The following is a 16,335-nucleotide window of genomic DNA, read 5'->3' on the forward strand; positions in this document are numbered from 1 at the left end:
CCGTTCTTCACCCGGCCGCGGCTGCGCGATCCGCCTCCTCCAGCGACTGAAATTGAAGCGTGGGATGGTCCTTCACGCAATAGGCGAGCATATGTTCCGAGCCGAACAAGACCACCAGCCGTCCCTCCCGGTCTGTGAGCCGGAGCGTATCCATCGGCCAATAGACGCGGGCCACAGCCGCGGGATCGCCGCTCACCCAACGAGCGCAAACGTAGGGCAACCGCTCGACGGTGGCCTTAACCCCATATTCGCTCTGGAGACGCGAGACGACCACGTCGAATTGGAGGTCGCCCACGGCGGCCAGGATCGGCTCCCGGCGGACCTGATCGGGCGCCAACAGCACCTGCATGACGCCTTCCTCCTCCAATTGGCGGAGTCCCTTCTGGAACTGTTTGTGCTTGGAGATATCCGGACTGTGCAGCCGGCCGAAGCACTCGGGCGCAAATTTCGGGATCGGATCGAAGTGCAGCGGGCCTGCCGAACAGAGCGTATCGCCGATCGCGAAGAGGCCGGGATTGACGAGCCCCACCACATCGCCGGGAAACGCCTCGTCGATCGTTTCCCGGTCCCGACCGAACAACCGGTGCGGCCTGGTCATCCTGATCTTCCGGCCCAACCTGTTATGGTAGACCATCATGTCCTTTTCGAAGCGGCCCGAGCAGATGCGCAGGAATGCCATCCGGTCCCGATGCTGCGGGTCCATGTTGGCCTGAATCTTGAACACGAATCCGGAGAACGCCTCATCCGTCGGTTGCACGATCCGCTGCGCGCTCGCGCGCGGCCCCGGCGGTGGGGCGAGGTGAAGAAATGCGTCCAAAAAGGGCTCGACGCCGAAATTTGTGAGCGCGCTCCCGAAGAAGACCGGCGTGAGTTCGCCGGACAGAAAGCGGTCTCGGTCGAACGAAGTGCCGGCGCCGGACAGCAGCGCAATGTCCTCCTGAAGCGGACCGTAGGCCTCCCCCAAGGTCGCAGCCAGGCTCGGGTGGGGAAACGACTCCACCCGCATCGGCGCCTTGCGCTGGTTGTGTGCCGTGCGTTGAAAGAACAGCAGGCGCGGCTCCCGCAGGTCGAAGAGCCCTTGAAAAGCCGATCCTTCCCCGATGGGCCAATTGAAGGGCACCGACGTCATTCCCAACGTCTGCTCGATCTCATGCAGCAGATCGAACGGATGGCGGCCCGGCTGATCCATTTTGTTGATGAAGGTCAAGATCGGAATGCCGCGCCGCCGGCAGACGGCGAACAATTTCTTGGTCTGAGGCTCGATGCCCTTGGCGCTGTCCAGCACCATGACCGCGCTGTCCACTGCCATGAGGGTCCGGTAGGTGTCCTCGCTGAAGTCCTGGTGGCCCGGCGTGTCGAGCAGGTTCACGAGCACGCCTTGATATTCGAACTGGAGCATGGTGGAGGTGATGGAAATGCCGCGCGCCTGTTCCAGTTCCATCCAGTCCGAGGTCGCCCGGCGCTGATGGGACCTCGCATGGACGGCGCCGGCCAGATGCAGAGCTCCGGCGTACAGGAGCAGCTTCTCAGTCAACGTGGTCTTCCCCGCATCCGGGTGCGAAATAATGGCGAAGGTCCGCCGCCGGAGCACCTCCCGTGACAATGCCTCATTCGCCGCGCTCTCACTCATGACGATAACAGTCCTTTGCTCCAGATAGTCCGTGGGTCAAGACAACTCGATGCGCAGGGCGCAACCATCCCGACGTGCCACCTGCGACAGGGTTGCCGACAGCTTGGGCTGGTTCAATCGGGGGTGATCAGGCGGGCGACAACGCGAAGAAGCCGGTCAGCATGCGCCATCCTACAGATCCACCGGTATATAAGAATACTGGATGATCGGGCCGCCTGCAACGTCGCAAAGGATAGCCGCAGCCGGCGCGGAAGGAAGGGGGCAAGGGTTTGCCCCACTACCACTTTTTCAACTTTTCGAAATCTGGTTCAACTTGGCTTCCAGGTAGCCTTTCAATGCAACGGCGTTGTTCTGTTCCTCGTCTCGCGCGGAGAAGAGCAACGTTACGGTTCCCTTTCGAGCCGCGTCAACCAGTGGGCGCCAGGCCTCGGGGTTGCCGTCCAGCTCGGCGCGATAGCGATGCTGGAACTCGGCCCAGCGCTTCGGATCATGTCCGAACCATTTGCGGAGACTCCCGCTGGGAGCGACCTGCTTCAGCCACGCGGTCAGCCGAAGCCCCTCCTTCTTGACGGCCCGAGGCCAGAGGCGATCGACCAGAAAGCGGGCGCCATCACCGCGGCCTGCCGGTTCATAGACACGCTTGACTCGAATCATCGACTTTCCTTTACCGGCAGCCCCGCGTCTCATGCTCGACCCAATTGGGACTTGGCTGCATCGCTCATCATGTCCGGCTTCCACGGCGGATCCCACACAAGATCGACCTCCACCGAACGGGCTTCGGGCAACTCCCGAAGAATGGCCGAATGCACCATCTCCATCAAGGGTTCCTCCATCGGGCAGGCCGGCGTCGTCATGGTCATTTTCACATAGACCTGGCCGTCCCGCACCTCGGTTCCATAGACCAACCCGAGATCGACGATATTGACGCCCAGCTCGGGATCCACGACCTGCCGCAGCGCGTCAAGCACCTGAGCCTGTAAGCCGGTCGCCTGAGGATGGTCCGCCATTTGGTCTCCCCTCTATCTCGTTGTATCCCGACATCCGCCGACCCCGGCCATCACGACGCTCCCGCTTTGACCGTGGCCGCGCGCTCGGCCGGACTCCGGAGAGCATAGACCGTGTTGGCGAGAAAGAACAGCAGGGCCACGACGTTCAGCAAGCCGCCCACCTGGCGTCCAGCCTCCCACCCGATCAGGTCGCCGGCGAGCCGCAGGATCAAGGTGACTTGGAGCAGGATCGCGTGCGCATAGAACATCGGCCGAAAGGCCATCTTGGCGCCGAGCACGGCCGGGAAGATGATCGGCGCATGGCCGAAAATCATCGCGAAGACGAAACCGAGGAAAAAGGCGTGCAGCATCGCGTCGTACTGCGGCCCGGCGGAGACTCCGCCAAAGATGACGGCCAACAGCCCGCTGAGCCCCAGCCAGACATATCCCGAGAGGAGACAGACCGCGATAAAGCGGGTCACCCCTGTTTGCCTCACGGTGCGCCTCGCGATGTCGTGTTGCCCCAGCCAGAGGGCCAGTCCGACCATGCCGGCTCCAACCAGACGCACGCCGATGTCGAAGGAGGAACCGATCACGATCAATCCCGCCAGGACGCTCATGAGCGTGGCCGGAAAGCTTGCTTGGCCGGCCGGTGACAGGCGCTGCAATCGGGCCAACTCCTGCCGTTCGCCGGCGATGGTCAACAGGAGAAAGCCCGCCCACCAAAAGACGAGATAGGCAATCGGCCAACCCCAAAGCCAGAGGAGGTTGCCCACAACCCAACAGACCGCGCCGAGTCCCATCGCCACTGTGTAGAGAGCCGGCCGGAGCCGGATGATCACCGCAAAGATCGCGACGAGGCCGAGGCTCCCGGCCAGGATCAGGACCCGCGCTCCCGGACCGTGAAACCCGGCGATCAGACCGAGCCCGCCCAATCCACTCAGCAACGGCGCGGCATAGGCCCAGCGACGGCCTAACGCCACCGCTCGCTCCAGGCTGATGAGGGTGCCCAGAAAGCCGGAAATCATCAGAGGGCCATGAACGGCAGGCAAAGTCGGCTGTAACGGAGGGACCTCCCACCCCAGGCGCAGCAACCCCGCCCAGAGCCCTGTCAGGAGCGCCGCCATTCCCATCGCGAGAAGCGGCAGCCGTTGGGGATGTCGCAGGACCATCGTCGGTTTGGCCGTGACTCGTTTCGTCCTCTCTACGGGCGCAGGGTCAGTGAGGAAGAGCTTGCAATCGTTCAGTCAGCCGGAGGTTCTCCGCATAGTCCACCGGACAATCGATGACCGCCGGCACCTTGCTCGCGAGCGCCTTGACGAGGATCGGCCGAAGTTCCGACCGCTCGGTCACCCGATAGCCGGCCGCGCCGAAACTCTCCGCGTATCGCACGAGGTCGGGATTGCCGAATTCCACGGAGGAGGTCCGGCCATACCGCACCTGTTGCTTCCAGCGGATCACTCCGTACCCGTCATCCCGCCAGATCAGAATCACCAGCGGCAGACCCAGACGCACCGCCGTCTCCAGTTCCTGCGAGTTCATCAGGAAGCCGCCGTCGCCGGTCACTGCGACCACCCGACGCTCGGGATACAACAATTTAGCGGCGACCGCCCCGGGCAGGGCGATACCCATCGCGGCAAAGCCGTTCGAGATGATGCAGGAGTTGGGCGCCTCACAGGGAAACATGCGGGCCATCCAGAGCTTGTGGGCGCCGACATCGCAGATCACGAGATCGTCTTGGTTGAGCACGGCCCGCAAGTCCCGCATCACCTGTTGCGGACGCATGGGCCAGGAGGACGTGCCGGCTGATTCAGCCTCGAACCCATCGATCACGGTCTTGCGCGCATCGTTGGCCCAAGACGAATCGAACGGCGCGAGTCCCGCACGGATGAGGTCCAGCGACAGCCGAAGGTCCCCCAGCAGGCCGACCTCGACGATGTAATGTTCGTCCACCTCGGCCGGCGAGACATCGACGTGAACGATGCGCTTGTCGCGGCGGGGATTCCAGAAGCAGGGGGCGTACTCCACGAAATCGTAGCCCAGGGCGATGACCACGTCGGCCTGCTCCATCACGACCGAGGCATAATCACGAGCCTGCAGGCCGATCGTATAGAGCGACAGGGGATCGCTGTCCGGGATCACGCCCTTGGCCATGAAGGTGTGCAGGACGGGAATCTGCAATCGCTTCGCAAACTCTCTGACCGCTTCGGCCGCGCGACCGCGAATCACGCCGTTCCCCGCCAGAATCACCGGACGCCGTGCTCCTTTGATCGTTTGGATCGCCCGCGCGACTTGCGCCGGCGAGGGCTCAGGCAGGACCGGCGCCTGGACAAAGAGCGGCTCTATGGCGCGCTCATCGGCGAGGGTGTCTTCCGCCACATCCTCCGGCAGCTCCAGATGCGTCGCGCCCGGCTTCTCCGTCTGCGCGATCTTGAACGCCTTTCGCACCGCCTCGGGAATGACCTCCGCTTTCGGGAGCGACGTGTTCCATTTGGTGACGGGCCTGAACATCGAGATCACGTCGATGTACTGGTGCGATTCCTTGTGGCGGCGATTCAGCGACGCCTGCCCGCTGATGGCGACCAACGGGGCTCGGTCCAGATAGGCGTCCACGACGCCGGTCAGGAGATTCGTCGCACCCGGCCCCAAAGTGGACAGACAAACCCCGGCCTGTCCGCTGAGCCGTCCATAGACATCGGCCATGAACGAGGCTCCCTGTTCATGCCGCGTCTCGATAAAGCGGATGGGCGAATCCAGCAGGGCATCCATCAGCTCCAAGGTTTCCTCGCCCGGCAGACCGAAAACCAGTTGGACGTTTTCATTCTCCAGACAACGCACAAGAAGTTCCGCCGCCGTCATACAGGCCTCGCTGGCATGTGAAGTCGCGGCCCGGAGGGCGCGCGTCGCTTGGCGCCCCACGGACCGCCATCTTCACTTCATCTTACAGCCTATTGGTTATCGTCGCTTCGCCGCCTTGGCCCTTTTTTTCGCACCCGGTTTCTTCTTGGGCTTACCGGGAGCTGAGGTGGCGGCCGATGAAGCGGACAGGTCGCGCACGAGGTACGAGCCGAGATAGGGAGCCCGATGGTCCAGGGACAGCAAGGGATTGACATCGGTGTGGGAATTCATGGGCTTGGTGATGTTGAGCGAGAGAAATCTGACGAACCACGAAGGGCTTCCGCCATTAATGCCGTGAGACGTGATCTTGGACTGCGTATCGCTGCTCGGCGCCGCCGCGTACTGCTTGCCGTTCATCAGGTCCAACAGGACTTCGATCCCCGTGTGGTTGCGCTCGTCGTTGGGCGACGGCATGAAGGCTGGTTCGCTCAGTCCCTTGGTGATGCCGGCGTGGGCATAGAGCGTTCCGAGGTCTGCGCCGGTGGCGTACCGGAAGCCGTGCGTGGTCGTCAACTCGCCGAATCCGCCCAAGACTTCATTCGCCGATCGATTGGCGGTCACGGTCAGGTTGAGCCATTCCAAGTTGGTTTCCGTGTCGAGCGTGAGCAATTGGTCGCCGCTCCCGGGCACGAGATCCTTCTGAATGAGCGCCATTGCACCCTCCTCTGTTTTGAAGTTCCTCAGCGTCTCAAGCGACGTGCCGTCTGAGCGTTTCCACTGCCATCAGTCATACAGCAACGTTCACGCCGGTCTGCTTCAGGACAAGAGCTGTTCCAGTTGATCCAGGAAGCCCCGCTGTCCTTGTTGCAACTTCGTGCGGGCGGCGAGAAGGTCAAACCAGGCCCCACGGTCGACCTCGGGAAATTCCTGCATCCTCCCGGACCGAGGGGGCCATTCCAAGAAGAAGCTGTTGCTGTTCAGCCTGGTCTCGTCCAGGTCCCCCTCCGCAGCCCACACCGACAGCACCTTGCCGCTGGGTTGTTTCAGTGGCGAGAGCGCGCGAAACGGCCCATTCACCTCGGAGCCGGTTTCCTCATGGAATTCGCGTTTCGCCGCGGCCAAGGTATCTTCGGTCTCTTGGTACATCCCTTTCGGAATCGACCAGGCCCCCTCATCCTTCTTCGCCCAAAATGGGCCGCCCGGATGGACGAGAAAGACCTGGAGGCCCTCCTGCCGCCGTCGATAGAGCAGGATGCCGGCGCTTAATTTCTTGGCCATCCTCGGTCCGACTCGATCCTGCACACGGGCCGGATAGTCGGTTAAGGCGTCGAGGCCCTGGTGAGCATGGCCTCCGCCGCGGCACGCACGCCGGTATCGGAGTCCATCTGAACGACGCGCGTCATGGCCTGCGTGATGGACGGGCCATGAAACTCGCCCAGCGCATAGACGGCACGGAGCCGTATGCGTGGATCGGGATGAAGGGTCAGGCTTTCGAGCAGGTCAATCGCCCGCTCATCCCTGAGTCGTCCCAACTCGTCAATGGCGTTCTCTTGCGCCTGGCCGGCGAAATGGAGACCGAGGTCGGTAAAGGTCTCGGCCGGAGATTCGAGCGTATCCTGGGCGGTCGCAGGACGTGGTTGACGGCCCCGCTCGACCGTCCGCCTCAAAGCCTCGATCAAGGCCTCTGTCTGATCGAGCGAGGCCTCTATCCGACTCCTGACCAACTCGCCAAGGAAGTAGAAATAGGGGTTGGTTTCCAGTTTCGTCACGACCTCCACGTAGGGAGCCTCGATCAATCGTTCATAACTCGGCTCCTCACGAATCGACATCGACAGCAACGCCCCCTGCTGAGGGTGTTCGAGTCTGATATGGCAGACAATCTCCGTGCCGAAGATATCCATGGAGATCTGTTTCCCGCGCGACTCGCGGTAGTCCACATGGAGCGTCATGTCGCGCTCAGCCGCGGGATCCTGCGTCACGACCAGCCCTGCGGACGCCAATTTCATTCTGACGGTCGGCGCAATCGCAAAGGAGACCCTTCCGCGCGACCGCCAGGTCGCACTCCGAACATCCACATAGACCACCGGCGCAGACCGTGCCTGCGTCTCCGTCGAAACAGGGTCGGCCCGACCGTCCTCCGCGGCGCCCAACAAAGGGACCGCAAGGAAGCCGGCACTCACGAGCGCGAGCAACCACATCTGTCGCATCAGGCTACCTCCGGTGAAGGCCAGAGGTTGATGCTACGAAGGGAGATGAATGGAGTCAAGCCGGGCGGCGAGCCTGGCGCTCACGGCTCCGTCCTTACTTCGTCATGGCTTTCCTTGGTCATTGAATGGGCACATACTCTACCCACCGCTCTTCTGATGCCCCCATGACCTATGCGCTGCTTCGACAAACGAGGCGTTGGCGCAAGGGGCCTCGACCATGGAACTCAGCCGCGCCAGACAAGAACACCTTCCGACGTTCACGCACTTCCTGGACATTCCGATGCTGATGGTCATTATCTCGCTCGGGGCAATCCGGCCCATGACCTGGACCCAATTCGCGATCGGCACCCTCTGCGCCGTCGCCGTCGCCACGGCCCTGACCATCTGGATTCCGCGCCTCTATCCCTGGACACCGCCGTCACCCATCACACCGCATGAGTCAACTGGAGGACCGAAAGCGGCAGGGTGAATCCCAACAGTTCTTCGAACGAAACAAAGGGGGATCGCCTCCATTCACTCCGATGACCTCGGCATCGCTTCCCAATCCACCTTGCCTCGTAAGCGGCGAATCCCTTCTTGACCTTTGACCTTGATGAGCAGTCGCAACCCCTCCTCGACCACAGCGCGCTTGGTCGCAAGCCCCGTCGCCTTCATGGCCTGCCGCATCAAGCTGTTGTCGATCTCGATATTGGTCCGCATGGGTCATCCAATAAGAAATATGTGCGATTGCGCTGATCCTACGTGCCTCCTCTGAGAGCACCCAGGTGTGTGGGAAGACTGAACGTCGACCAAGGTGCGCGAAGGTTGGCGCAAAGTGACTGATCTGACGACGAGGCCCCTGTCCCTGTCAATGGAACGAGGATAAAAGTCTCTGGGAGCACATATCTCAGTCCTCCGTCGCCAGGCCGGTTTCAGATTGTCTCCTGGGCCAAGAGGTTGTAAAATCGGGACACATCGAGGGGCACTATGGCACTCGCGGCAAAAGTGGTCAAGCGAACGAGAGACAGTTTTCAATTCACGATTTCGAAGCGCAACTTTGAGTCGTTTTGCGACTCGATCGGTCTCTACCGTCGCGAGTTCCTCGACGCCCTGGATGCCTCAGAGAAAGACCACCGGGCAGGTCGAGTCACCAAACGGAAATCCCTACGAGAGCTGATTGACTAGGCGGTCATGCTCGAGCTCTCGACGACCGCGACCTTCGATAGGTTGTTCACCAAACTCCCGAAGCCGATTCAACGACAAGCCGCAGCAAAAACCGATCTCTTCCGAGAGAACCCGTTTCATCCGTCGCTCCGCACCGAGAAACTCCATCCGAAGCATCACGAAGTCTGGAGCTTTCGAGTCGATCGCGCCTATCGCATCATCTTCACATTCCTCGGACCCAATCACGTCGAACTCCGCTACATCGGGCATCATCATTCGATCTACGATTACGATCTGTTCCGATAAACAGGCGGTCACTTCCGAACACCTCTACGGACAGGTGGTGACCATCTGCACGGTGTCAGGTCTTGCAATCACACAATGTGTACACAGAGCAGCGGTGGAGATCCGTTTGCGCCAACCTCCTTCCGATAGACCATTGGCTCTCCGGTGATGCTCGCCCTTCCCCACGGCCGCGTCCTTCCACCAGCTGCCTGAATTTTTTCTCTGCTTGCCCGGTCGCGAAAGACGTGTGATCCTACAACGGTCAATTGGAATTGCCTGCCCCATCACCGGCATCGCGCCATGGACAATCGCCGCCATCGGTACATTCCCTTCATCAGTTCCGCCGCGGCCGGGTTGCTGGTCTGTCTTGTCATTTCGCTCGTGACGGGACGCAAAGAAGCCTGGGATTCCGAAATCTACTTTTCCGTCGGCATCCCGGTCATGTGCGGGCTGATCTTTGCCCTCGGCTACCGCTTTCCTGAACGAGCCTGGCGTTGGACTCTCAGCATGGCCGTCGGCCAGGCCATCGCGATGCTGTCGGCGGGTAATTCCCTGTCGCTCTGGCCCCTCTCCATCGTTGCCATGACGGTACTGTCAGTTCCGCAGTTTGTCGTCGGTTCGGTGGCGAGCAGACTGGCGACTCGGAAGGCCCGAGCGTGACCACCACTCGTCTTCTACCAAGCCGCTCAACCCACATTATTCATGACGGTTCGTGACGAAACCACCAAGACGCCACGCGAGACGGGCACGCGGAGCCGCGAGGGAGGAAGGCATACTTAAACAGTATGTCGACCGACCGAGAGTCGAGCCTGCCCGCTTGGCTGTGGGAACCTGGCAGCCAAGCTTGGCGCAGCGGCGTATCGGCGGGTGCAGTCTAAGCGGCCTTGATTAATGTGGGTTAAGTCATGCGGCTCGGGACGCGGCCTTCTCCAGCAACTCATGAATCAGCGTTTGATAGGGTTTGCCCTGCTTCGCGGCCATCTTCCGCAGTTGCGCCAACAGACGCGGCGCGAGACGGATGGCAATCAGTTGTTTCGCCTCACCTCCCAGAGGAGGCCGCCCGACCCGGCGCATTGAGGCAAGTTGCTTGTCGGACAGCGGGGGGATGTCGGAATAATCAATCTTTCGCCGTTTGATAGCGCCGCTTTTCCTTCCGATTTGCCATCCGCGCACTGATGATTCTGACGTTCTTTTCATGACCATGGCTCCTTACCGTATAGGCAATCACAAGGGTGTTTCCGCCCGCTGACCGTGCCAACCTGAATCGCCGTGTTTCGCCTCGTTGCTCGCCGCATTCTTGGAATCCCACTCGAATGTCTATTATGTATATATGTATAGACTGAATGGAGACGCTCCGCAACCCCGTGGCTGTTGCCGTCAACTTCGACCCCTTCGTTGATGCATACCGGATCATGCTTCGCCTGCATAGGGGCTCACCTCCGAATTCTTCACGGACACCGGAGACACAGCCAGCGGAGAACACCAATCAATCGTTCTGCGATAAACTGTCAGACAGCTTTTCGAGTATAGTGAACCCATGGCTTCCGGTTCCCATACCCGCGCTGCCAGGTCCGCTCCCCACAGAAGAGGCCGACCTCGGCTGACGCTCGCGACAATCCGGCGGCTCGTTCGGTCCGGCTGGCTGGTGTTCCGCGCGATGCTGTCGGCCGTGATGGCCACGCCGCCTGCGGTCCGGGCAATCCTCGGTATCGCACTCATCCTGATCGTGTGGCTGACCGGCAACTGGGTCTATCACGCGATCCACAAACCGAGCGAGGTCTTCTTTCCCTTGGACGGCACCCTGGCCAAGAGCCCGCGCGAAACCTGGCGACAGTACGGCTCCCTCTTTCGCGAACATTCGACCGCAGTCATCATGCCCGAATTGCTGGCGGCGCTCGCCCAGGTCGAAGGTGCGGGCAATCCCGTCGCACGCACCTACTGGCGCTGGCGCCTGGCATCGAATCCCTTGGAACTGTATCAGCCCGCGTCAAGCGCGGTCGGCATGTACCAAATCACGAACGGAACGTTCGAGGAGGCGAAGCGCTATTGCATTCACAACCATGTGGTGGTCACGGAGGGTCCCTGGCATGATTGGCACTCGTGCTGGTTCAACAGCCTGTATGTTCGTGTCCTGCCAAGCCATGCCATCGAACTGACCTCGGCCCTGCTCGACCGGCAGGTTGCGAACACAATCGAACGGCGGCGCCTCGCAGCGACTCTCCAACAGAAACAGGACTTGGCTGCGCTGATACATCTGTGCGGAGCCGGGGCGGGTCAGGCCTACGCCGCACGTGGCTTCCGGCTGCTCCCCCGCCAGAAATGCGGCGACCACGATGTCGGCGCCTACTTGGCACGCGTGAATGCGATGAAGCGACAGTTTGCCCGTCTCGCGGTCATCGATTCCCCGTCCCCGGTGCTGACCTCTCAGAGAAGGCCATGATTTGCATTGCGCAGAGCAAATCCGGTGCCCAGCCGGATCGCATGCCCGCGCTCCAGGGAGTGTGGCTTGCAGCCTCGGCTGGACGTCGTCGATCATCGTGGTCAGTTTGGGAGGGTGACGCATCCTTGTGTCCGGACCGGCTCGGAGTCCGGCGATGTTGGAATCACGTTTCTTGGGATCGTTGGGCTAGAGGGTCTCAGCCCGGCTGTGTATCGGGACTCGTTGGTCACGGGTGCCGACGAGAAGGGAGCTTTTTTCGGCATGGACGCGCCCCCTCTTGTTAATGAAATGCAGGCTGAAAGGAAAGACTAGCAGGCTGTTGAAAAACCCCTTGACTCTGGCATGACTAGGTATTATCACCATGCAGCCGTTCACACGACCAGGAGGGAGAACGATGCGCGGTGAGGTGGATCCCCAGCAGCCCCTATTCAGCTATGTGTCCCCAGAAGCCCGCGTGCCAGCCACCCATCCGTTGCGAGCGATCAAGGCCAAAACCGACGACGTCTTGGCAACCCTGGAGCGGACCTTTGACGAGATGTATAGCTCGACCGGGCGGCCATCGATTCCGCCGGAACGGTTGCTGAAGAGCGAGTTGTTGATCGCGCTGTTCTCCATCCGCGGGCACCGGCTCTTCTGCGAGGAGTTCAACTACAACATGCTGTACCGTTGGTTTCTGGATATGAGTCTCGATGCCCCGGGGTTCGATCACAGCACGTTCAGCCAGAACAGTGAGCGACTGCTCCGGCACGAGGTGGCCCAGCGGTTCTTTGATGCGGTGGTCACCACCGTACGCCGCGAGGGGCTGCTCTCGGATGAGCATTTCACGGTGGATGGCACGCTGATTGAGGCCTGGGCCTCGCTCAAGAGCGTGAACCCCAAAGCGGCCCCCGCCGCGACGCTGCCCCCAGACGATCCGGACAATCCCACGGTAGACTTCCATGGGGAACGGCGCTCGAATGCGACGCATCAGAGTACGACCGACCCGGAAGCCCGCCTGGCGCGCAAGGGCCAAGGCAAGGAAGCCAAGCTCTGTTTCTCCGGCCATGGCTTGATGGAGAATCGGCACGGCCTGTGCGTGGAGGTGCAGATCGCGCCGGCCACGGGGACGGTCGAACGGGAGATGGCGCTGGCCATGCTGCGCCGCCAAGCCCGCCGGGGGATTCGCCCCCGCACGCGTGGAGCGGACAAGGGCTATCATTGCACGGACTTCGTGCGCCAGTTGCGCCGGCGCCACATTCGTCCGCATCTGGCGCAGGTGGCGGGACGGCGCACGCCGGGCCTTGATGGCCGGACCACCCGCACGGTGGGCTACGCGCTGAGCCAACGGATCCGCAAGCGCGTGGAAGAAATCTTCGGCTGGTGCAAAACGATCGGTGGCTTGCGCAAAACCCGTTTTCGGGGCCTCGCCCGGACGCAGCATGCGGCCTATCTCGTCGGCGCCGCGTACAACCTGCTCCGCAGCAGCAAGTGGCGGGCGGCAGCGCCGGTGATCTGATCTCTCCAAAGAGGAACGATCATGGGTGGTGATCACCAACAAGCCACAAGACGACAGCCAGGCTCCCTCGGCCGACGAGAAGCCGTTGCCAGTTCATCGTGAAGGGGGGAAATTGTCGTCGTGCATGGGGGTTTTTCAACACCCTGCTAGAAGTTGCTGGCCAGGAATTCGATAACCGCCACCACCCCGTAAGCGCCGGAGGGCAGAGCGACTCCACGAAAGACCGGCAGTTCCGTATAGGGCCTGAAGGCGCCTTCCCTCAGCATGGCGATACGTTCTTTGATCTGCGTGAGGTATTGGTGGGTGTTTGGTTCCAACCCGGCCAGTTGCCGCTTTGAGATCTCGTGGAGTACATGACGGCGAGCCTCTTCGGAAGCTCCTCGCAACATCACGGCGCTGGCAACGACGTAGACTGCGCTGAGTCCGACCACAATCATCAATCCCACTGGAAAATCCCAGTTGTCCAGATAATCGGCACGAGCCAGGAGCATCAGGGCCATCAGCACCGCCGGATAATAGATGAATAGATCGATTCGAGCAGTGAGCCGCGCGATCAGTTGCAGTTTCATCAGAGACATTTCCGGATCGACCGCTCCGAGTTCTTTCGACACAAGCTTTCGGACAAAGGCTCCCGTTAGACGGGTCACATCAAGGACCACGAAAATCACAAGCACCATTCCGATGACGGCCATCAAGATGAGTATCGCGTTCACGTGCCGCGATACCTCTCCTCGAAAGGGCGAAAAGGGGCGTCCGCATATCCCCATGACCACCGTTCCGATGAGGAAGAATATCGCGCTCCACGCGACAACCCGTTGACCCAAATAGGGCCACGCCATCCGCTCTGTGTATTCCGCCCACAACTGAGCCGGCTCTTTAGGCACCCGGTCAAGCGCCCAGCCGCTGACACTCCGCAGCCGATCGCTCATGCACCAACGGGCGAGGCGCATGCGGAAAGAGGTCTCGGTTCGCTTCTCCAGTGGTTGATCTGCGCTCCCATTCTCGAGCCTGGCTCCGCGCAGTAACTGGGCAAATTCGTGTTCCACGTCTCTGCTCGTTTCCCGAAGGCGGCTCCAAATTCGCCCAATGAACAGGGCGGCAAGCACCACGACCAATCCCCTCAGTACCTGACTCGGCCAGATGCTCACACCGTCAAACATGGAGAAGGGTTCGCCTTTATCTCCGTCCAATACGAGATATGGAATCGCCAGCCACCAGACGAACGCTCCGATGGCCGCGAACGCCAGCAAGACACCGATTCCCGCTCGGGGACGATTCATCACTGTCATACACACATGGCGAGTCCACTGATAGACGGTCTGACTGGCCGGAATGAGGAGAATCCACCCGACCACCAGCGCAGCAAGGAACAGCATGAGATGCCAACGTGCTGTCGCGGCCGATACCGCGGGGGGTCGAAGCTGATGGAGAGGCTGGATAGCAGCATTCTGGACGGAAGGGTCGGCTGCAATGCTGATATCAACGGGGCCGTTTTGCCCAATTTCATGCAACCGCGGCCGCCACTTCGCCTCACAATACATGGCCTTACTGGACCCGGGTTTCCGATAGCTGTACCGCTCAAGGAATGGACCATAAGATTCTACTCGGCACGAACCGGTCTCTTGCAGGGCGTCCAACGCTCGCAAGACCGCATACAATGTCGAGGTTTGGTAGGTGTCCCGAAAGGGCGGGATGCCTCCCTGGAGCCTGTCGTGCAAGGCCAATCCGAAGTGAGAAGCCACCACAAGGTTTCGTGTCCATCGCAACTCGCTTGGGTGGAACAGGCGGGCATCGAGATCAGTGGTAAAGAAGATAGCCTGCGGAAACCTTTGCTTCAGGGCCTGGAGGATCAGCAGCTTGTCGTAGACGTCGCTCCCCAACACCCCGATCGCCTTGAAATCGGCGCAGTCCCGCTTGAGCAATGGACAGTCCGCTCGAAGTCGCTCCTCATCGTCCTTCATGCTCTGCGCCAGCCGCCGCACATAGTCAAACTGGCTTCGCCCTTCGGGTCGTTCCAGTTGTTCGATATGTTTTCGCTGATCTTTGAGCAAGAGCGCGGCCTTGTCGGCTTCCTGCGGCGAGTCTCCCGCCCCATTCTTCACTTTCTCTCTCGGCAATTCTCCATCCAATCCCCGGAGGTAGCTAAACCGGCGAATCTGCCCGGCGTCCTGCCCCGTTTGCGCCGCCTCTTGAAATATCTCCGGTAACGCCCTCCCATAGAGGGTGTCCCACTCCGACACGATCGCGACCCGGTCACATGATTCTTTCCCTGTGCAGGCTGCCCCCACCCTGATCCCCCTTCTCGTTCCTAATTCCTCCACCAACTCGCCGATCAACAGATCGTCGGTCTGAACGGCTCTAAAAAAGGCAACCTGTGCCTTTCTAAGGATCTGGCTCAGACCAGGAGTCGGTGCCTCCTTCGATCTGCCTGTAATGAAGATCTCTGGAGCCGTTGACCAGGGAGAATAGATCTCCAGCGTCGCCGGGTCGGACACGCTCTTCGGGCAGCCTTGCGCAGAAGCCGACGAGTTGTCCTTCGCCTCGGTCACCATACTATGAAGCGTCCCTGAAAAGCGCGGGCCGACTGTTTTGAATGACACGGTCCGTTCCAGACCCTTGAGCCTAGTGAACATTTCGGCACGAATGGCCCTGAGGCTTGAAAGGGGACAGTCACCGAGGTCTTGATCTTTGATCCACAACGCTAACACTTGAGTAGTCGGATCGTCGGTCGACTGATACCATTCCATCGGCACCGCGGCCGCATGCCAATAGGCATACGAGAGATTGGCCGGGTCCCTTGGCGCATCCCACCGAAAGAACCGCAGGTGCTCCCCGTCCCTGGGCACGTAACCGGCTCGTTCCAACCCGGCCAGCAAGGCATAACGCTGGCGCAAGCGCGATTCCGAAGGGTCGGCATAGGGAGCGCCGTCGGTGAGGAGCACCAGGACGTGGATCTGCGCAGAGCTCGACTGGGCCACTTCCTTGGCGAGGTCCTCTAATCCGTGTCCATGTCGCGTCCGATCGGAACCATGCGTCGCCTCGCCTGAGCGCCTTTCCGATTCGATGTGCCTGGCCACGGCATCAAACGGATCTTGCCATAATCTGGCTTGTACCCGCCGATCACCAATGACCTCAAGCTTTTCACTCGACAGTTCTTCGACCGGACGCGAACTCTTGAGTGGGCCTTGATACAGCCAGATGGCTCCGGCGACAGCACCCGCCAAGAGCACCACGTTTTGAAGCGGGAGTTTCGGCTCTTGCTTCTCGTCGGAAGGCATGGGCGGCCCCGCTGTCCGAGGTCGGGGAATAGC

The 16,335-nt window shown here is 60.9% G+C and carries 17 protein-coding genes; 6 read left to right on the top strand and 11 right to left on the bottom strand.

Annotation, left to right across the window (positions count from 1 at the left end; all coding sequences use genetic code 11):
- Nucleotides 1-7: 7 nt before the first annotated feature.
- The 8 genes from QWI75_RS17020 to QWI75_RS17055 all read right to left on the bottom strand — a co-directional run bounded on the left by QWI75_RS17020 (nt 8) and on the right by QWI75_RS17055 (nt 7,661).
- Nucleotides 8-1,630: a peptide chain release factor 3 gene (locus tag QWI75_RS17020; RefSeq protein WP_289269992.1), complete on the bottom strand. Its 1,623-nt coding sequence runs from the start codon at nt 1,628-1,630 to the stop codon at nt 8-10.
- A gap of 288 nt (nt 1,631-1,918) precedes the next feature.
- Nucleotides 1,919-2,284, bottom strand: a complete 366-nt coding sequence (locus QWI75_RS17025) for a DUF488 domain-containing protein (RefSeq protein WP_289269993.1) — start codon at nt 2,282-2,284, stop codon at nt 1,919-1,921.
- 29 nt (nt 2,285-2,313) lie between these two features.
- The gene (locus QWI75_RS17030; protein ID WP_289269996.1) at nt 2,314-2,637 is read right to left on the bottom strand and encodes a metal-sulfur cluster assembly factor; all 324 of its coding nucleotides are present in this window, start codon (nt 2,635-2,637) and stop codon (nt 2,314-2,316) included.
- 50 nt (nt 2,638-2,687) lie between these two features.
- Nucleotides 2,688-3,788: a DUF8744 domain-containing protein gene (locus tag QWI75_RS17035; RefSeq protein ID WP_289269999.1), complete on the bottom strand. Its 1,101-nt coding sequence runs from the start codon at nt 3,786-3,788 to the stop codon at nt 2,688-2,690.
- Nucleotides 3,789-3,834: 46 nt separating this feature from the next.
- Entirely contained in the window at nt 3,835-5,475 is a 1,641-nt protein-coding gene (locus QWI75_RS17040; RefSeq protein ID WP_289270002.1) for an acetolactate synthase large subunit, read from the bottom strand.
- A gap of 96 nt (nt 5,476-5,571) precedes the next feature.
- Nucleotides 5,572-6,168 carry a hypothetical protein gene (locus QWI75_RS17045; RefSeq protein WP_289270004.1) on the bottom strand — a complete coding sequence of 199 codons (597 nt, stop codon included), beginning with the start codon at nt 6,166-6,168 and terminating at the stop codon, nt 5,572-5,574.
- A gap of 102 nt (nt 6,169-6,270) precedes the next feature.
- Nucleotides 6,271-6,732 carry an NUDIX hydrolase gene (locus QWI75_RS17050; RefSeq protein WP_289270007.1) on the bottom strand — a complete coding sequence of 154 codons (462 nt, stop codon included), beginning with the start codon at nt 6,730-6,732 and terminating at the stop codon, nt 6,271-6,273.
- Between the two features lie 41 nt (nt 6,733-6,773).
- Complete coding sequence (locus tag QWI75_RS17055) at nt 6,774-7,661, bottom strand: HEAT repeat domain-containing protein (RefSeq protein WP_289270009.1); 888 nt, start codon at nt 7,659-7,661, stop codon at nt 6,774-6,776.
- Between the two features lie 217 nt (nt 7,662-7,878).
- Between QWI75_RS17055 and QWI75_RS17060 the strand changes: the two genes are divergently transcribed.
- Nucleotides 7,879-8,130, top strand: coding sequence for a hypothetical protein (locus tag QWI75_RS17060; RefSeq protein ID WP_289270011.1), 252 nt, complete (start codon nt 7,879-7,881; stop codon nt 8,128-8,130).
- Between the two features lie 44 nt (nt 8,131-8,174).
- Here the strand turns inward: QWI75_RS17060 and QWI75_RS17065 are convergent, their stop codons facing one another.
- Nucleotides 8,175-8,360: a type II toxin-antitoxin system VapB family antitoxin gene (locus QWI75_RS17065; protein ID WP_289270013.1), complete on the bottom strand. Its 186-nt coding sequence runs from the start codon at nt 8,358-8,360 to the stop codon at nt 8,175-8,177.
- Nucleotides 8,361-8,627: 267 nt separating this feature from the next.
- On the opposite strand from QWI75_RS17065, the gene QWI75_RS17070 reads away from it, so the two are divergent.
- From QWI75_RS17070 to QWI75_RS17080, 3 genes are all read left to right on the top strand, one after another.
- Entirely contained in the window at nt 8,628-8,825 is a 198-nt protein-coding gene (locus QWI75_RS17070; RefSeq protein WP_289270015.1) for a hypothetical protein, read from the top strand.
- Nucleotides 8,826-8,831: 6 nt separating this feature from the next.
- Nucleotides 8,832-9,110, top strand: coding sequence for a type II toxin-antitoxin system RelE family toxin (locus tag QWI75_RS17075; protein ID WP_289270017.1), 279 nt, complete (start codon nt 8,832-8,834; stop codon nt 9,108-9,110).
- 279 nt (nt 9,111-9,389) lie between these two features.
- Nucleotides 9,390-9,749: a hypothetical protein gene (locus tag QWI75_RS17080; protein WP_289270018.1), complete on the top strand. Its 360-nt coding sequence runs from the start codon at nt 9,390-9,392 to the stop codon at nt 9,747-9,749.
- A gap of 243 nt (nt 9,750-9,992) precedes the next feature.
- Here QWI75_RS17080 and QWI75_RS17085 read toward each other — a convergent pair whose 3' ends face one another.
- Nucleotides 9,993-10,286, bottom strand: a complete 294-nt coding sequence (locus QWI75_RS17085) for a BrnA antitoxin family protein (protein ID WP_289270020.1) — start codon at nt 10,284-10,286, stop codon at nt 9,993-9,995.
- 340 nt (nt 10,287-10,626) lie between these two features.
- On the opposite strand from QWI75_RS17085, the gene QWI75_RS17090 reads away from it, so the two are divergent.
- Nucleotides 10,627-11,529, top strand: coding sequence for a transglycosylase SLT domain-containing protein (locus QWI75_RS17090; RefSeq protein ID WP_289270022.1), 903 nt, complete (start codon nt 10,627-10,629; stop codon nt 11,527-11,529).
- Nucleotides 11,530-11,923: 394 nt separating this feature from the next.
- Nucleotides 11,924-13,024, top strand: coding sequence for an IS5 family transposase (locus QWI75_RS17095; protein ID WP_289270023.1), 1,101 nt, complete (start codon nt 11,924-11,926; stop codon nt 13,022-13,024).
- Nucleotides 13,025-13,170: 146 nt separating this feature from the next.
- Here QWI75_RS17095 and QWI75_RS17100 read toward each other — a convergent pair whose 3' ends face one another.
- Nucleotides 13,171-16,302, bottom strand: coding sequence for a hypothetical protein (locus QWI75_RS17100; RefSeq protein WP_289270025.1), 3,132 nt, complete (start codon nt 16,300-16,302; stop codon nt 13,171-13,173).
- Nucleotides 16,303-16,335: the final 33 nt, after the last annotated feature.

Origin of the sequence: Nitrospira tepida (assembly GCF_947241125.1) — a bacterium.
GTDB lineage: Bacteria > Nitrospirota > Nitrospiria > Nitrospirales > Nitrospiraceae > Nitrospira_G > Nitrospira_G tepida.

Bases quoted from the DNA above. Each gene is read 5' to 3' on its own strand.
- QWI75_RS17020 (WP_289269992.1), bottom strand. From the start codon at position 1,630: ATGAGTGAGAGCGCGGCGAATGAGGCATTGTCACGGGAGGTGCTCCGG.
- QWI75_RS17025 (WP_289269993.1), bottom strand. From the start codon at position 2,284: ATGATTCGAGTCAAGCGTGTCTATGAACCGGCAGGCCGCGGTGATGGC.
- QWI75_RS17030 (WP_289269996.1), bottom strand. From the start codon at position 2,637: ATGGCGGACCATCCTCAGGCGACCGGCTTACAGGCTCAGGTGCTTGAC.
- QWI75_RS17035 (WP_289269999.1), bottom strand. From the start codon at position 3,788: ATGGTCCTGCGACATCCCCAACGGCTGCCGCTTCTCGCGATGGGAATG.
- QWI75_RS17040 (WP_289270002.1), bottom strand. From the start codon at position 5,475: ATGACGGCGGCGGAACTTCTTGTGCGTTGTCTGGAGAATGAAAACGTC.
- QWI75_RS17045 (WP_289270004.1), bottom strand. From the start codon at position 6,168: ATGGCGCTCATTCAGAAGGATCTCGTGCCCGGGAGCGGCGACCAATTG.
- QWI75_RS17050 (WP_289270007.1), bottom strand. From the start codon at position 6,732: ATGGCCAAGAAATTAAGCGCCGGCATCCTGCTCTATCGACGGCGGCAG.
- QWI75_RS17055 (WP_289270009.1), bottom strand. From the start codon at position 7,661: ATGCGACAGATGTGGTTGCTCGCGCTCGTGAGTGCCGGCTTCCTTGCG.
- QWI75_RS17060 (WP_289270011.1), top strand. From the start codon at position 7,879: ATGGAACTCAGCCGCGCCAGACAAGAACACCTTCCGACGTTCACGCAC.
- QWI75_RS17065 (WP_289270013.1), bottom strand. From the start codon at position 8,360: ATGCGGACCAATATCGAGATCGACAACAGCTTGATGCGGCAGGCCATG.
- QWI75_RS17070 (WP_289270015.1), top strand. From the start codon at position 8,628: ATGGCACTCGCGGCAAAAGTGGTCAAGCGAACGAGAGACAGTTTTCAA.
- QWI75_RS17075 (WP_289270017.1), top strand. From the start codon at position 8,832: ATGCTCGAGCTCTCGACGACCGCGACCTTCGATAGGTTGTTCACCAAA.
- QWI75_RS17080 (WP_289270018.1), top strand. From the start codon at position 9,390: ATGGACAATCGCCGCCATCGGTACATTCCCTTCATCAGTTCCGCCGCG.
- QWI75_RS17085 (WP_289270020.1), bottom strand. From the start codon at position 10,286: ATGAAAAGAACGTCAGAATCATCAGTGCGCGGATGGCAAATCGGAAGG.
- QWI75_RS17090 (WP_289270022.1), top strand. From the start codon at position 10,627: ATGGCTTCCGGTTCCCATACCCGCGCTGCCAGGTCCGCTCCCCACAGA.
- QWI75_RS17095 (WP_289270023.1), top strand. From the start codon at position 11,924: ATGCGCGGTGAGGTGGATCCCCAGCAGCCCCTATTCAGCTATGTGTCC.
- QWI75_RS17100 (WP_289270025.1), bottom strand. From the start codon at position 16,302: ATGCCTTCCGACGAGAAGCAAGAGCCGAAACTCCCGCTTCAAAACGTG.